We start from the raw sequence: 14,139 nt of genomic DNA on the forward strand, positions 1-14,139 counted from the left end.
CGTCTTGCAAGGCTGGAAAATATAGTTTCATATGTAACTAATTTGCGCCCGAGATGCAAGGCAAGCCGAGGAGCTTTCGTCCGACCATGCCCGACACGCCCCACCCCGCGCCGCTGCGCCTTGCGACGTTCCTGCCGTTCCGGCTGTCGGTGTTGTCGAACGCCGTCTCGCAGCGGATTGCGGAGCTCTATGACCGGGAATTCGGCCTTTCGGTCTGGCAATGGCGCGTGATGGCGGTGACGGCGGACACGCCGGGCATCAGCGCCACCGAGATCGGCCAGCGCACGCAGATGGACAAGGTGGCGGTCAGCCGCGCGGTGGCCGGGCTGATCGAGGTGGGCTATCTTGAGCGGCGCCCCTCGGTGGAGGATGCGCGCCGGTCGCTGTTGTTCCTGACGGCAGCCGGGCTCGACATCTATGAACTGATCGTGCCGCTGGCCCTGTCCGAGGAGGCCCGGCTTGTCAGTACACTGAGCGACAAGGAACAGGCCGAGCTGGCGCGGCTGATGGCGAAGCTGGCGCAGGCCGCCTCGCCCGAGCGCGCCTTGTGGTGACCCTTCCGGCGCCGGATTTGCGCCGCTGCTGAATCTTTCCGTATGTGAACGAACCTGAACCGCGCATTCAAACCGCGTTCAGTGGCGCGGGTCCATTCCTGATCGCGTTCGAGCGCCGCTTCATCAAAGGCGCAAGGCACAACCCAGGAGTTTGGACCATGAAACACCTTCTTTCGACTGCCGCCGCCACGCTGATGTTGCTGAGCCTCGGCACCGCCCATGCGGAACGCAACCGGGTGCGCATTGACCAGTCGGGCTATGCCAACGGCGCGGCTGCCGCGCAGCAGGGCGACCGCAACGGCACGGTCGTCGTGCAGGGCGGCTACGGCCAGTATGCCCGCGGCGTGCAGACCGGCTACAACAACTTTCTGCGCATGGACCAGTATGGCACGCGCAACCGCGTCGAGACCGCCCAGATCGGCGAGGACAACTTCGCCGTGACCGGACAGGAAGGCCGCAACCTTCGCGCCAGCACGCTGCAGACCGGCTATGGCAACGTCTCCGGCATTGCGCAGATCGGTACGAACAACACCGCGTCTGCCGACCAGGACGGCGTGAACCACACCTCCGGCATCATCCAGATCGGCAACGGCCAGGATGTGGCAGTGCGCCAGCGCGGCGACGGCAACATCTCCGTGGTCGTACAAAGCGGCTACAACTGAGGTTGCGGGCGGAGAGGCCTCGCTGGCCTCTCCGCAACGCGCAAGACCCGAGGAGCAAGTCCATGTTGAAACCAAGCCTTGGCGCAGCCCTGATGCTGGTGACGGCGTGCGCCGCCCAGGCGCCGGCCAGCGTGCAGACCGTTTCCGCACCTTCCGGATCGACCGTGATGCTGCTGGACGCGGCGCCGCCGGAGCGCGAGCGGTATGTGCCGCCGGCGGTCGACTGCGACATCCGGTCGACGCAGACCGCGCGCGGCCGGCTGCTTGAAGCCCTCGTGCGCACCGACCGTCCGCTGCAGGGCGACTACGCGTTCACGATCACCGCATTCGGCGGGGGCGGATCGTCCGATGTTTCGCAGGGCGGCGCCGTTGACCTCGCGCCCGGCGAATTTGCCGGACTGGGCGCGGCTGAAATTCCGGACGGGCGTTACCGCGCCGTCCTGACACTGAGCGACGCGGACGGCGAACTCTGCCGTCTCGAACAGAAATCCTAGGAGCTGCACCATGCGACCCCCCACCCATCGGTCCGCGACCGTTCTTGTTGCCCTGTTCGCGTTTTCCGGCGCCGCTTTCGCGGACGGCGGACGTGCACGGACGATGGGACTGGTCGATGCGGCGCCGGCCAGGAGCCCGGCGGCGAACGTGTCGACGACGATCCAGGAAGGCCGGGGCAACGCCGCCGGCATCGGACAGACCGGCAGCGGCAATACTGCGGGCATCCTGCAGTTCGGCCGCAGCAATACCGGTGTGGTGGTGCAGACGGGGTCCGGCAACAATGCCTGCCTCGTCCAGTCCGGCCGCAACCTGGACGGTGCGATCGTCCAGACCGGCGACAACCTGACGACGGGCGTGCTGCAGACAAGGTGGGGATCGAACGAGATTCCGGTCGAAGTCTGCTCGACGGCGACGACGCGGCAGGAGGTCATGTACTACGCGGAGCGGCCGGTCGGCGGCCCGCGTGCGCGGGCGCAGGAACGCCTGGCCCTTCGCGGCGCGCGTTAGCCTGCCCGGCGGCGCCGCTCGATTCGGGTTACCCGTTAGGCAAGGTAGCGCTACATGACTGCTTCATTGGTGATGAAATAGCCAACTCCGCAGCGTCCAAATGTGGTTGCGAAGTCTAGTTTTGATCGTGCTTGCCTTTGTTGCCATCGCGACGTTCCCAAGAGTCTATCCATCGAACTGTGCTGAAAGCAAAAGCAGCGAAGCAAATAAATCCGAACAGGAAAGCGCTTCCTACGATCAAGATTCTCGCATCTTCTGGAATCGCACGGGTCATCGCCGAATCCGTCAAACAAATGAGAATCAAGAGTGCTGAGGCGGCTAGAGGCAGCCCAAACACGGCAACCCACTTTCCCCAACCCTGCACTTTAGAGAAGAGTCGTTCAGTTACGATAATTGCAGTGCCTAAAACTGACACCACCAAAATGCGCATCAACCAAAAGGACCAGTCATCCGCCATTTGGGACTCTAGCCCGCCCGGCGGCGGCGCTGGCGCAGGTTGCGCGAGACGGGGCCGTCTTCCTCCAGCGTCAGGCGTTCGACGAGGCGCGCGATGAAGGCGGAGAGCTGGTCGCGTACTTCATAGGGCGCTTCCATCGGCAGGAAGTGTGAGGTGCCGCGGATGCCGCGCATCATCAGCGAAGGGTTCTGCTGGATGATCTCGGCACGGACCTTGTCGGAGATGACGGAGTCGCGGCTCGGGCGCAGGATGACGATGGGAATCTTCTTCTTGCGCACCTTGCGCAGCGCGCTCCACGGCGTGTTGCGCTGGGCGCCGAAGGTCTTGGCTTCCCATTTCGGCGTGCAGAGCAGTTTCCAGCTCTGCTTCTCGGCATCGGCGGGGCCGTGGTCGGCGCGGTCGAGGCCGTCGAGCAGGTAGTCCGCGAGGAAGGGTTCGCGCCAGGACTTGAACGTCGCCTTGCCGGCATAGCCGTCGAGCGCCTCACGGAACGAACTGAACTCGGCGCGGCGCTTGCGGGCGCGCGCCGCCATGCCGTTGCGGCTGAGGAGCCAGTTCACCGGCGGGAAGACGTGGTTCCAGAAATAGGTGCGGCGAGACAGGATCACCGGATCGGCGAGGACGAGGCCCTTGACGAGGTCAGGCCGCTTGCCGGCGACCATCAGCGCGACGCAGCCGCCCATCGAATGGCCGCCGAGCACGACGCCTTGCGGCGCTTCGTTCTCGAGGAACTCAATCACATCGTCGCGGTAGCGCGCCCAGGAGGTGAGCCCGCCTTTCGACGGCAAGGTGGAGCGGCCATGCCCGCGCAGGTCGAGCGCGGCGACACGTGCGCGCAGGCCGAGCGGTGCGAGCATCGACTGGTAAGTCATCGCGTTGAAACCGGTGGCGTGCAGCCAGACGGCGGCATAGGGCTTGATCGGGTCGCCGAACTCGATCCCGGCCATCTGTCCGCCGGATTTCATGTCTTCGCGGAAACGGCGCATCAGGCAGCGGCTCCAAACACCTTGCGGAGCAGGTCGGTCGTGCGCGCCACTGGATTCTCCCGGATCTTCTTCTCCTCTTCCGCCACATAGAGGAAGATGCCGTCAAGCCCGAGACTGACAGCATGTGAGGTGAGCTCCGCCTGCATGGTGGATGTCGCGCCGCCGAGACCGATGCCGGAGAGGTAGCTTTCCATCGAGGTGAAGGCGCCGGACTTCGAAAGCGCAGCCTTCACATGCGGGGTAAACGCGGCCTTGAGCTGGGTTTCCGTCCGGTTACGGAGGAAGTCGGTGGCCGCCGTGTCGCCGCCGCGCAGGATGCCGAGGGCGTCCTCTATGGTCATGCTGCGCACCGCGCCGAGGATCAGCGCGCGCGCTTCCGGCACGGCGGCTTCGGCGGCGCGGTTGAGTCGCAGCTCGACATCATCGAGCGGACCGCTGGCGCCGATGACCGCGAGGTTGCGCTGCACTTCGCGGTAAGTGCCGGGAAGCGGGATGCGGATTTTCGGGTCGCCGTAATAGCCGTTCGACTTGCCGAGCTGGGCGGCGACGTTGGTGGTGCCGACGGTCAGGGCCTCGCGCAGGCCGGCCTCGATTTCGGCGCTGGTCAGCGGGCCGCCGGGCTGGGTGATGACGCTGCCGAGCACAGGGGCGTAGACGCCGGCCGATTCGCAGCCCATGGGCAGGATCGCAAGAACCAGAGCCGCAAGGATGCCGGGTTTCATGCTTCACACTCCAGGAACTGCCACGGGCAGCGTACGCAACTGCGATTAACCCTACAGGAGCCGTTCAGGGAAATGAAGGGCATGCGGCCCCCGGCGCTGCGCAACAAACGCTTACCGGAATTTCATCTGATTCAAGTTGACCACGGCTGTAGTCGATTATAAGACCACGTGTGTAGTCATAATGCAGGTGGTCAATGACACAGATTTCCGCATCAGAACTCGAGGTCATGGATGTCCTCTGGGCGCGGCCCGGCCTTGCGGCCAGCGACGTGCACGATGTGCTCGGCGACGGGCGCGACTGGAACATCCGCACGGTGAAGACCTTCCTCGCCCGGCTGGTGGAGAAAGGTGCCCTGCGCACCGAGGAAGACGGCCGGCGATACCTCTATTACCCGGTGCTCGACGAAGCCGAGTACAAGGCCGAGGCCGCCACGCAGTTCATTGACCGGGTGTTCTCCGGCCGCGCTGCGCCGCTGGTTGCCCACCTTGCCGACAGCCGCGGCCTGAGCCGGGAAGACATCGCCGAACTTGAGAAGCTTCTGGGGGAGCTGAAGAAATGATCCACGCCATTCTCAACGGAGATTTCTCCAACGCCCTCGAAACGTTGCTGGCCGTGTCGGCGCTGATCCTGGTGGTGCTGATGCTGCGCCGGGCGGTGTCGCGCCAGTTCGGGGCGGGTATCGTCTACCTGCTCTGGGCCATTCCGGTGGTGCGCTTTCTCCTGCCGCCGATGTCGACGCCCGTCTCCTTCCTCAACCTCGATTTCGCCGCCGCGCCGGCTGCCGAAACTGTGACGACGGTTCGCACCGCCACGACGGAAACGACCACGGCGCTGACCGAGGGCGCCGGTCATGCCGCCGCCTGGCAACCGGCGATGCCGGCCGAACCCGTCGCTGCAGTCGCTGCCCCCGCCAGCCTGCCGGCCGATCTCTGGACAATGGCCCTGATGGCCGGCGTCGCAGCCTGGGTGGCTGGCACGCTCTACTTCGCGCTGCGCAGCCTGCTGGCGCACCGCAATTTCATGCAGACGGTGGAACGCGAAGCGATGCCGGTGTCGGCGCGCATGGCCGACCTTGCGGACCGTATCGCGGCGGAGACCGGCCTGCGCCGTGCGCCGCGCATCGTGTCCAGCCTGATATCCCGCGGTCCGTTCGTGACCGGACTTTTCCGCCCTGTTGTCGTGATGCCGGCCTGGTTCGAGGACGACTACACGCCCGCAGAGGCGCGCGCAGCGCTCGCCCATGAACTGATGCATGTGCGGCGCGGCGACCTCTGGGCCTTGCAGGTCTCTGAACTCTTCGTGGCGGCGATGTGGTTCAACCCTCTGGCCTATATTGCCCGGAACGCATTTCGGACTGACCAGGAAGCCGCATGTGACGCTGACGTCCTCGCGCGCTGCCAGACCAGCCCGCATGCCTACGGTTCAATCCTCGTGAAGGCGGCCCGGCTGCACCTGCCCGAACCGGCCCTGGCCACTGGCCGCCTGCCCCTGACTCATGCCCTCAAGGAAAGACTGACCCGCATGACCTATCCCGCCCCTTCGTCCCGCCGCCGCATGATCGGCTTCGGTGCCGCCCTCCTGTTCGGTGTGTCGACACTTGCGATCTCCTCTTCGGTCGCCGCCGCCGGTGAACCCGAGAATGACGGCGTGCACGAGTTCCGCATCGAAAGCGACGGCCTGTGGATCAGCAAGGACGACAATGCCGACCGCCAGATCGTACTGCTCGGTGACCCGATGGCAAAAGTGACGCCGGAAGACATGCATCCGCCGGAACTCGCCGAGCTGGAGAGCAAGATTGCGGCTGACTCCGCCGAATTGTCGAAGATCTATTCGGTCGATGTGGCGATCGATATGGCCAGTGATCCCGACTTCATCGAAATCACCCGTCTTTCGACCGAACTGGGTCTGATGGGCGCGGAACTCGGTACGCTGGGCGCCTCGGAAGCCTTGCGGATGAACTTCAGCGGCATGTCGGAAGAGGAAATCGAGGAATGGTCCGACGCATTCGAAGCCAAGATGGAAGCCAAGGCGGCAGAGATCGAGGCACGCGCAGCGGAGATGGAAGCGCGCATGGAAGAGCACGGCGCGCAACTGGAAGCACGCTTCGCCGACCAGGAACGCATGGACGCAGATACTGAGCGCCGCGCGCTGGTCATCGAGAAGCGCATCGAAAGCCACGGCGCGGAGATCGAACGGATCATGGAGCAACGCTTCGGCCCCGAATTCGAAGCCCGCATCGAAGCGCAGGCCGGCGTGGTCGAGTTCCTCGTAGACAGCTGTCAGGACGCCAAGCTGAACCCGGGCGAGACCCGCATCATCGAGCGCGCCGATGCGGACGGCGAAATGGTTCGCCTGGCCTGTGTCGAAGGTGGCCGTGACCGCCTGAAGGAGGCCGCCACCTTCGCCGCGATCGACTCCTACCCCGGCATCACCGCCGCCGAGAAGGATGCCTTCCGCGCCGCTGCCGATGGCCAGAAACGCAAGCGGGTGATGATCTTCCGCAGCGACGATGCCGAGATGCCCGAGCCGCCGGAAGCGCCCGAAGTGCCCGAAGTTCCGCTCGACGGAGAATAAGAGACGCCCCTTACGCAGATCCCTTCAGCCCCGGCCCGAAAGGCCGGGGTCTTTTTTGCCTGCCTGCAGGCGCTTTGCGGCGCCATCCTGAGCCGGTAGGGTGCGCGCGACACAGGACCGGGAGCTGACGCCATGAACCTTCGTGCCCTTTTCGCTGCCCTGGCGGCTGCCAGTGCGCTGGGCGCCTGCGCCACCGCGCCGGAGCCGTGCACCACCGAATGGGTGGACTACAAGACCGACCGGATCCTCAAGCGCTTTGCCTCGGACAACCGGATGCTCGTATCGGACCTGCGGCAGCTGACGCGCGCTGATGGCGAGATTGACCCGGTGCAGGCGATCCTGCTGGCGGCAAAGGCCGACGAGCTGCGCCGGTTTGCCGACAGCTTCCAGAACCAGGTGGTGCCGGATCTGCGCGCGGCGATTGCAGAGTGCCGCAGCGATCCGGGCTTCGTGCCGGCCTTCACCGAGTTCCTGCGCCGTGAAGGCGTGCCGGAGCCGACGCTGGCCTGGGTGGGCCCGGTGCTCGCCTTGTCGCAAGCCATCGATGCGCAGCAGTAGCGCGCAGAAGACGAGCCTCTGACCATGAAGACCCTGATCGTTGTTCCGGCGCGCTATGCTTCGACGCGCCTTCCGGGCAAGCCACTGGCGCTGATCGCGGGGCGCACGATGGTGGCGCGCGTGGCGGGCCTGGCGCGCCGCGCCGCCGCGCAACTGACGCAGGCGGACTATGTGGTGGCGACGGATGACACACGCATCCTCGAGCATTGCCGCGACGGCGGCATTCCGGTGGTGATGACCGACCCGGCGCTGCCGTCCGGCTCCGACCGCGCGCTCGCCGCTGTGGACGGGCTCGGCGCGTCGCCGGAGTTCGTGGTGAACCTGCAGGGCGATGCGCCGTTCACGCCGGCGGCGCATGTGGTGGCCATCGTCGATGCGCTCGCCGCGAGCGGTACGGATGCGGCGACGCCGTTCATCCGCCTCAGCTGGGAGGCGCTCGACCGGCTGCGGGCGCACAAGCTGGAGACGCCGTTCTCCGGCACGACGCTGGTGACTGATCCGGCAGGTCGCGCGATCTGGTTTTCCAAGATCATCCTGCCGGCGATGCGCAAGGAGGCGGAGCTGCGCAAGCTCTCGCCGCTGTCGCCCGTGTGCCAGCATATCGGCCTCTACGGGTTCCGGCTGGAGGCGCTGCAGCGCTACTGCGCGCTGCCGGAGAGCCGCTACGAACGGCTGGAAGGGCTGGAACAGCTGCGCCTCATCGAGAACGGCATGAGCGTGCAGGCGGTGGAAGTGCAGCCCGGCGCGATTGCCATACCCGGCATCGATACGCCGGAGGATATCAAGCTCGCCGAACGGCTGGTGGCCGAGCACGGCGACCCGGACGCCGGCTGACACATGGCGCGCCTGTTCGTTGTGCGGCATGGCAATACGTTCGATGCGGGCGACGTGGTGACGCGCGTCGGCGGGCGCACCGACCTGCCCTTGTCGAATTCCGGCCGCGTGCAGGCCGCCAGGCTCGCCGCACACTTTGCCGAGACGGCCTTCGCGGCGGCGCTCGCCTCGCCGCTGGAGCGCACGCGCGCGACGGCGCGCACGATCCTCTCGGTACGGACGGATGCGCCGGCGCTGCTGGTGCGCCCGTTCCTGCGCGAGATCGATTACGGCCCGGACGAGAACCAGCCGGAGGAGGCGGTGGTCGCCCGTCTCGGTGAAGTGGCGTTGAAGGCGTGGGACACGGACGGCATAGTTCCGGAGGGCTGGCTGGTCGATCCAGCCGCGATCCGCGACGGCTGGCGCGCCTTGCTCGCAGAGATCGCAGCGCTGCCCGACGACGCCAATGTGCTCGTCGTCACGAGCAATGGCACCGCGCGTTTCCTGCCGGATGTCGTGGACGAGAAGCCCGCCGGACTGGACCGCAAGCTGAAGACCGGGGCCTGGGGCGAGCTGTTCGTGGCGCCGGCGGCAAGCCGTATCGTTGCCTGGAACCTGCGTCCGGCCTGATCAGGCAACGTCGCGCGGGGCGGCGCCGGTACCTGCCGCAGCGGGTCCGCCGATCGGCAGGAAGAAGGCGACCGTGGTGCCTTCGCCGTAGATCGAGGACAGGTGCAGGCGACCGCCGTGCATTTCGGCGAAGGACTTGGTGAGCGCGAGGCCGAGGCCGGTGCCATCGGTGTTGCGGTCCTTGGTTTTGGAGACCTGCTCGAAGGGCTGGCCTAGGCGGGCGATGTCCTCGGCCGGAATGCCGATCCCGGTGTCGGTGACGCCGAAATAGATGTCTGGTCCGCGCTGTTCGACGCGCACCGTGATGCGCCCGCCGCGGTCGGTGAACTTGATCGCGTTGGAGACGAGGTTCAGCATCATCTGGCGGATGGCGCGGTGGTCGGCGTCGATGTCCGGCAGGTTCTGGCCAGCCTCGAGCACGAGGTCGATCTCCTTCTCCTCGGCCTTGCGGCGGATCATCCGGAGCGCGGCATCGACCGGATCGACGGGGTCGATCGGCTGCGGCGTAATGGTCATCTTGCCGGCCTCGATCTTCGCCATGTCGAGGATGTCGTTGATCATGTCGAGCAGGTGCTGGCCCGAGGTGAGGATGTCGCGCGAGTATTCCTTGTACGACGGATGCCCAAGAGGTCCGGCGAGCTCGTTCATCATGATCTCGGAGAAGCCGATGATCGCGTTCAGCGGGGTGCGCAGTTCGTGGCTCATGTTGCCGAGGAAGGCGGACTTGGTGAAGGCGGCGTGCTCGGCCTTGGCCTTCTCCTCGGCATACTTGCGCGACAGTTCGCTGGCCTTGCCTTCGGAGCGCTGCAGGTCGAGCGCGGTGCGCTTCATCTTTTCCTGCTGCTTCTTCAGTTCTTCCTCATTGCGGATGTTCTCGGTGACATCGACGCCGACGGTCAGCAGGCCGCCGTCCGGGGTCGGACGTTCGACCATCTTGAGCCAGCGGCCACTGCGCAGCGCGATCAGCATCGTGCGGGCGTCTTCGCTCGACTGGCGTTCCAGCAGCACGGCGCCGGCCCGGGCAATCTGGACCGTGTCGTGGCCCATGCCGGCGCGCAGCGTATCCTGCAGGCCGAAACTGTGGGCGAAGGCGCGGTTCCAGTAGAGCAACCGCTTGCGGGAGTCCCACAAGGCGAACGGCCCGGCGAAGCCTTCGATGGCTGCACGCAGGCGGCGCTCGGCAGCGCGCACGCGGTCTTCCGCCTGCTTGCGGTCGGTGACGTCGAGCATGATGCCGCCGAACACCTGGTGGCCGGAGGCGGGATCGTCGGAGAGGCTGCCGCGCATCTCGATCCAGCGCCCCTGTGGCGCGGAGACCGGGAACGAGATCTGGATCCAGCCGATGGTCTGCGCCTTCTGGAAGGCTTCGCGGATGCGCTCATGCCCCTCCAGCGGCACACGGCCGAGCAGGTCCTGCAGCGAGGAGAGACCGGTCCGGTCAAGCCCGAGTATCGCGGAGGCGCCGTCGCTGAAGAAGATCTTGTCGGTGTCGAACGACCATTCCCAATAGCCGGCCTGTGCGCCGCGCATGACGAGGCCGAGGATGCGGTCGGACTCCTCGTTGCGGGTCGCCTGCATCAGCATTTCGGTCTGGCGGCGGGACAGGCGGCGCGTGAGGCCGAGCATGGCCATCGCGGGGGCTGCGATCAACAGGCCGAAGATGGCGAGCCGCACAATATCGGCAGCGGTGAAGAGCGGCCGGGCGGCGGTGAGGCAGACGCTGACGAGGCTGCCCTCAACCAGGGTGCACGCCGTGCCGGCGCGCACGATGTTGTCGCCGGACTGGATCGACGGCGGCCCGCCGGGAGCCCGGTCTGCCGCATCCGACAGCCAGGCGGCGCCATAGCTGAACTTGTTGCCGGGCGAGCGGAAGGTCAGACGCGCATTTTCCGGTTCGGCGAAGGTGGCCGAGACCGGCGACAGCGCGATCAGCGGCTCGCCGCCAGGTACGGTATCGACGAGCACAAGGTCGCCGTGCACGGTGACGGTCAGGCCGGGCTCGCCGGGGGGAAGCGTCTTGGCGGCGGCGGCGGCATCGCCAAGGCGCGAGCCCGCGGGCGACTGGGCCCCATCGCGCAAGGTGACCAGCGCGTCCATGCCGGGCGAGAGGCCCGCGACCTGGGAGGTGGACAATTGCGCCTGTCCGACCAGCTTCAGCAGGCCCTGGCCCGCATCGGCGCGCGCCTCGACCCGGGCCGCGAGCATCCGGGTTTCGGCGTCGAGACGGGACAGGAAGTCGCGCTCGTCAGACTGGCGCTCGTCCCAACCCTTCAGGGCAAGGGCGAGGGCCAGCAGGCCGAGAATGCCGAGAACGAGGCCCCAGGTGCGCTGGTTGTCAGCCGCAAGGGAGGGCACTTCCGCCTGTGCGGAAGGCTTTTCCTTGCTGGAGCGTGACGCAGGCTTGGCCAAGATTTCCCCTTGTCCGCCGAACGGATCGCCGGATTCGGGCAGTCTGGGTGCCAAAGATTGCCGCTTGGTTAACCAATCCGTTGGATTTGTTAACTTGTTTGGGCGGGGTCCGAGAGCGCCCGGCTGGCAATGTCCATCGCGTTTTCAGACAGGCCGGCCTCGATCAGGCGCCGCAGGCAAGCCTCGGCCTCTGCCCGTGCGCGCGGCTCAAGCAGGCGCCATTGTTCGAACGCCGTCATCAGGCGCGCGCCGAGGGCCGGGTTGACCTTGTCGGCCGCGAGGATGGTGCCTTCCACCGCGCGGTAGCCGGAGCCGTCCGGCGCGTGGAACGCGGCGAGGTTCTGCATGGCGAAAGCGCCGATGACAGCGCGCACGCGGTTCGGGTTGCGCAGGTCGAAGTCCGGGTGCGCGATGAGGCGCTTCACGTCTTCGGCCGTGCCGGTGGAGGCCTGCACGGAGAACCACTTGTCCATGACGAGGGGATTCGACTTCCAGAGGGCTTCGAAGTGGGAGACAGCTTCGGCCTTGGCGCCGCCTTTGGTGGACATCAGGGCCCGCAGGGTGGAGAGCCGCTCGGTCATGTTTGGGGCGCGCTCATAGAAATTGAAAAGCGCGGGCGCTGCGTCGCGAGAGTCCGATGCCCCTAGAAGACCGATGAACGCCGTGCGCAGCGCGCGCACGGACGCCTGCTCCGCGCCCGGATGATACGGCGTTGGCGCCGGGGCCTGCAGCGTCTCGGCGATGGTGCCCGAGAGCAGGCTGTAGAGCGCGCCTTGCAGTTTCTTTCGCGCCGCCGCGAGCGCGACCGGATCGGCGGGCTGGCGCTCGAGGAAGAGTTCGCCGACTTCCGGCAGGCGCGTCAGCAGCGCCGCGAAGGCCGGGTCATTCAGCGCGCCGCGCACGGAGGAGGCGATGGCCTCGACGAGATCGTGGTTCGGATTGGTCTGGCTGCCGTCGGAGAGCGCAAGCAGCTCTTCCTTGATCAGCGTCTGCAGGCCGTCCCACTTGTTGAACGGGTCGGTCTCCGCCCGCACCAGCGCGATCCGCTCGTCGCGGCTGAGCGCGCGGGAGACGCGAATGGGCGCCGAGAAGTCGCGGTTGACCGACAGGAGCGGGCGCGACTTGACGTTTTCGGGCAGGTCGAGGGTGATCGTGAGCTCTTCATCCTCGAAGATGGTGGTCCATTCGGCGAGGTTTCCCTCCTTGTCCATCAGGGCCATCTCAAGCGGAATCGGCACGGGTTTCTTCACCGGCTGGCCGGGCGTGGCGGGCGTTGACTGGGAAAGCGTGATGCTGAGCTCGCGCGTTTTCGGATCCCAGGTCTCCTCCACCTTCACTTCCGGCGTGCCGGCCTGAGCGTACCAGAGACGGAACTGCGAGAAGTCCTCGCCGGTGACGGCTTCGAAGCAGGCGTAGAAATCCTCGATCGTGACCGCCTGCCCATCATGACGCGCGAAATAGAGGTCCATGCCTTCGCGGAATTTCTCCGGGCCGATCAACCGGCGCAGCATGCCGATCAGCTCGGAACCCTTTTCGTAGACCGTCGCGGTGTAGAGATTGTCGATGGCGCCGTAGGTGTCCGGACGCACGGAATGGGCGAGCGGGCCGGCATCTTCCGCGAACTGACGGGCGCGCAGCTTGATGACGTCCTTGATGCGCTGGACGGGGCGCGAGCGCATGTCGGCGGAGAAGTTCTGGTCACGGAAGACCGTCAAGCCTTCCTTCAGGCAGAGCTGGAACCAGTCGCGGCAGGTGATGCGGTTGCCGGTCCAGTTGTGGAAGTATTCGTGGGCAACGATGGATTCGATCGCTTCGAAATCGAAGTCGGTGGCCGTCGCTTCGTCGGCCAGCACATAGGCCGAGTTGAAGATGTTGAGGCCCTTGTTCTCCATGGCGCCGAAATTGAAGTCGCGCACGGCGACGATGTTGAAGACGCCGAGATCATACTCGCGGCCATAGACTTCCTCGTCCCAGCGCATGGAACGTTTCAGCGAGTCCATCGCCCAGGCGGCGCGCGGGGCGTCGCCCTTGTCAACATGGATGCCGAGGTCGACGGTCTTGCCGGAGATCGTGGTGAAGCTGTCGCGCAGCACGTCATAGTCGCCGGCGCAGAGCGCGAAGAGGTAGGCGGGCTTCTTGTGCGGGTCGACCCATTCGGCGAAGTGCCGCCCGTCCGGCAGGTCACCCGACGCGCCGGGCGTACCGTTCGACAGCAGGATCGGGAAAGCCGCCTTCGGCCCGGCCATCCGCACACGGAAGGCGCTCATCACGTCCGGCCGATCGGGGTAGTAAGTGATGCGGCGGAAGCCTTCGGCCTCGCACTGGGTGCAGAGGCGACCGCCCGAAAGGTAGAGGCCGGACAGCGCGGTGTTGGCTTCCGGCGAAATCTCCACTTCGGTTTCCAGCGTGAACGGACCGGCCGGCGGCGTGTGCAGTGTCAGGCCGCGCGCATCGACGGCGAAGTCTGCCGGATCGAGGGGCCTTGCCGGACCGTCGCCCGTGCCGATGGCGATATACTTGAGGTGCAGCGCCTCCCCATCGAGGCGCATCGGGCCGGCGGCAAGCGGCGTCACCTCGAGTACGGCCTTGACCAGCGTTTTCGCAGCGCCGAGATCGAAGTCCAGCGACACGCTGTCGAGCGTGAAGGGATAGGGCGAATAGTCCTTGAGCTTCACCGCAACTGGCGTTTCCGTTCGCATCACTGGCGCTCCTCAGTTCGGGAATATCGGGAACCACCGGGATATAGGGCCGGGCCGGGCGCGTCGAGGGCG

General features: G+C 66.3%; 14 protein-coding genes. 9 read left to right on the top strand and 5 right to left on the bottom strand.

The window, feature by feature from the left end; translation table 11 throughout:
• Positions 1-86: 86 nt before the first annotated feature.
• The 4 genes from IPK75_02150 (at position 87) to IPK75_02165 (ending at position 2,218) form a co-directional block, all read left to right on the top strand.
• Complete coding sequence (locus tag IPK75_02150; protein MBK8197144.1) at positions 87-554, top strand: winged helix-turn-helix transcriptional regulator; 468 nt, start codon at positions 87-89, stop codon at positions 552-554.
• A 158-nt stretch (positions 555-712) separates the two neighbouring features.
• Positions 713-1,216, top strand: coding sequence for a curlin-associated protein (locus IPK75_02155; protein ID MBK8197145.1), 504 nt, complete (start codon positions 713-715; stop codon positions 1,214-1,216).
• Between the two features lie 62 nt (positions 1,217-1,278).
• Positions 1,279-1,710, top strand: coding sequence for a hypothetical protein (locus IPK75_02160; GenBank protein MBK8197146.1), 432 nt, complete (start codon positions 1,279-1,281; stop codon positions 1,708-1,710).
• 10 nt (positions 1,711-1,720) lie between these two features.
• The gene (locus tag IPK75_02165; protein ID MBK8197147.1) at positions 1,721-2,218 is read left to right on the top strand and encodes a hypothetical protein; all 498 of its coding nucleotides are present in this window, start codon (positions 1,721-1,723) and stop codon (positions 2,216-2,218) included.
• Between the two features lie 115 nt (positions 2,219-2,333).
• Here IPK75_02165 and IPK75_02170 read toward each other — a convergent pair whose 3' ends face one another.
• From IPK75_02170 to IPK75_02180, 3 genes are read right to left on the bottom strand one after another with little or no spacing between them, the layout of a single operon-like run.
• Entirely contained in the window at positions 2,334-2,675 is a 342-nt protein-coding gene (locus IPK75_02170; protein ID MBK8197148.1) for a hypothetical protein, read from the bottom strand.
• An 8-nt stretch (positions 2,676-2,683) separates the two neighbouring features.
• Positions 2,684-3,622: an alpha/beta hydrolase gene (locus IPK75_02175; GenBank protein MBK8197149.1), complete on the bottom strand. Its 939-nt coding sequence runs from the start codon at positions 3,620-3,622 to the stop codon at positions 2,684-2,686.
• A 38-nt stretch (positions 3,623-3,660) separates the two neighbouring features.
• Positions 3,661-4,383, bottom strand: a complete 723-nt coding sequence (locus IPK75_02180; GenBank protein MBK8197150.1) for a DUF4197 domain-containing protein — start codon at positions 4,381-4,383, stop codon at positions 3,661-3,663.
• A 194-nt stretch (positions 4,384-4,577) separates the two neighbouring features.
• Here IPK75_02180 and IPK75_02185 point away from each other — a divergent pair, with 194 nt between their 5' ends.
• The 5 genes from IPK75_02185 (at position 4,578) to IPK75_02205 (ending at position 8,959) form a co-directional block, all read left to right on the top strand.
• Positions 4,578-4,943, top strand: a complete 366-nt coding sequence (locus tag IPK75_02185) for a BlaI/MecI/CopY family transcriptional regulator (GenBank protein MBK8197151.1) — start codon at positions 4,578-4,580, stop codon at positions 4,941-4,943.
• Entirely contained in the window at positions 4,940-6,958 is a 2,019-nt protein-coding gene (locus IPK75_02190) for a hypothetical protein (GenBank protein MBK8197152.1), read from the top strand. The genes IPK75_02185 and IPK75_02190 overlap by 4 nt, the downstream gene beginning before the upstream one ends.
• A 132-nt stretch (positions 6,959-7,090) precedes the next feature.
• Positions 7,091-7,516: a hypothetical protein gene (locus IPK75_02195; protein ID MBK8197153.1), complete on the top strand. Its 426-nt coding sequence runs from the start codon at positions 7,091-7,093 to the stop codon at positions 7,514-7,516.
• Between the two features lie 24 nt (positions 7,517-7,540).
• On the top strand, positions 7,541-8,350 hold the full coding sequence (locus tag IPK75_02200; protein ID MBK8197154.1) for a 3-deoxy-manno-octulosonate cytidylyltransferase: 810 nt from the start codon (positions 7,541-7,543) through the stop codon (positions 8,348-8,350).
• Between the two features lie 3 nt (positions 8,351-8,353).
• Entirely contained in the window at positions 8,354-8,959 is a 606-nt protein-coding gene (locus IPK75_02205; GenBank protein MBK8197155.1) for a histidine phosphatase family protein, read from the top strand.
• Here IPK75_02205 and IPK75_02210 read toward each other — a convergent pair whose 3' ends face one another.
• A complete protein-coding gene (locus tag IPK75_02210; protein MBK8197156.1) occupies positions 8,960-11,368 on the bottom strand; it encodes a PAS domain-containing sensor histidine kinase in 2,409 nt (802 codons plus the stop codon). It abuts the gene before it with no gap.
• Positions 11,369-11,457: 89 nt separating this feature from the next.
• Positions 11,458-14,067, bottom strand: coding sequence for an aminopeptidase N (pepN, locus tag IPK75_02215; protein MBK8197157.1), 2,610 nt, complete (start codon positions 14,065-14,067; stop codon positions 11,458-11,460).
• Positions 14,068-14,139: the final 72 nt, after the last annotated feature.

Source organism: Acidobacteriota bacterium (assembly GCA_016712445.1).
GTDB lineage: Bacteria > Pseudomonadota > Alphaproteobacteria > Caulobacterales > Hyphomonadaceae > Hyphomonas.

Coding starts and splice junctions, on each gene's coding strand:
- IPK75_02160 (MBK8197146.1), top strand. CDS start 1,279: ATGTTGAAACCAAGCCTTGGCGCAGCCCTGATGCTGGTGACGGCGTGC.
- IPK75_02175 (MBK8197149.1), bottom strand. CDS start 3,622: ATGGCCGGGATCGAGTTCGGCGACCCGATCAAGCCCTATGCCGCCGTC.
- IPK75_02165 (MBK8197147.1), top strand. CDS start 1,721: ATGCGACCCCCCACCCATCGGTCCGCGACCGTTCTTGTTGCCCTGTTC.
- IPK75_02200 (MBK8197154.1), top strand. CDS start 7,541: ATGAAGACCCTGATCGTTGTTCCGGCGCGCTATGCTTCGACGCGCCTT.
- IPK75_02150 (MBK8197144.1), top strand. CDS start 87: ATGCCCGACACGCCCCACCCCGCGCCGCTGCGCCTTGCGACGTTCCTG.
- IPK75_02195 (MBK8197153.1), top strand. CDS start 7,091: ATGAACCTTCGTGCCCTTTTCGCTGCCCTGGCGGCTGCCAGTGCGCTG.
- IPK75_02190 (MBK8197152.1), top strand. CDS start 4,940: ATGATCCACGCCATTCTCAACGGAGATTTCTCCAACGCCCTCGAAACG.
- IPK75_02185 (MBK8197151.1), top strand. CDS start 4,578: ATGACACAGATTTCCGCATCAGAACTCGAGGTCATGGATGTCCTCTGG.
- pepN (MBK8197157.1), bottom strand. CDS start 14,067: ATGCGAACGGAAACGCCAGTTGCGGTGAAGCTCAAGGACTATTCGCCC.
- IPK75_02170 (MBK8197148.1), bottom strand. CDS start 2,675: ATGGCGGATGACTGGTCCTTTTGGTTGATGCGCATTTTGGTGGTGTCA.
- IPK75_02180 (MBK8197150.1), bottom strand. CDS start 4,383: ATGAAACCCGGCATCCTTGCGGCTCTGGTTCTTGCGATCCTGCCCATG.
- IPK75_02205 (MBK8197155.1), top strand. CDS start 8,354: ATGGCGCGCCTGTTCGTTGTGCGGCATGGCAATACGTTCGATGCGGGC.
- IPK75_02155 (MBK8197145.1), top strand. CDS start 713: ATGAAACACCTTCTTTCGACTGCCGCCGCCACGCTGATGTTGCTGAGC.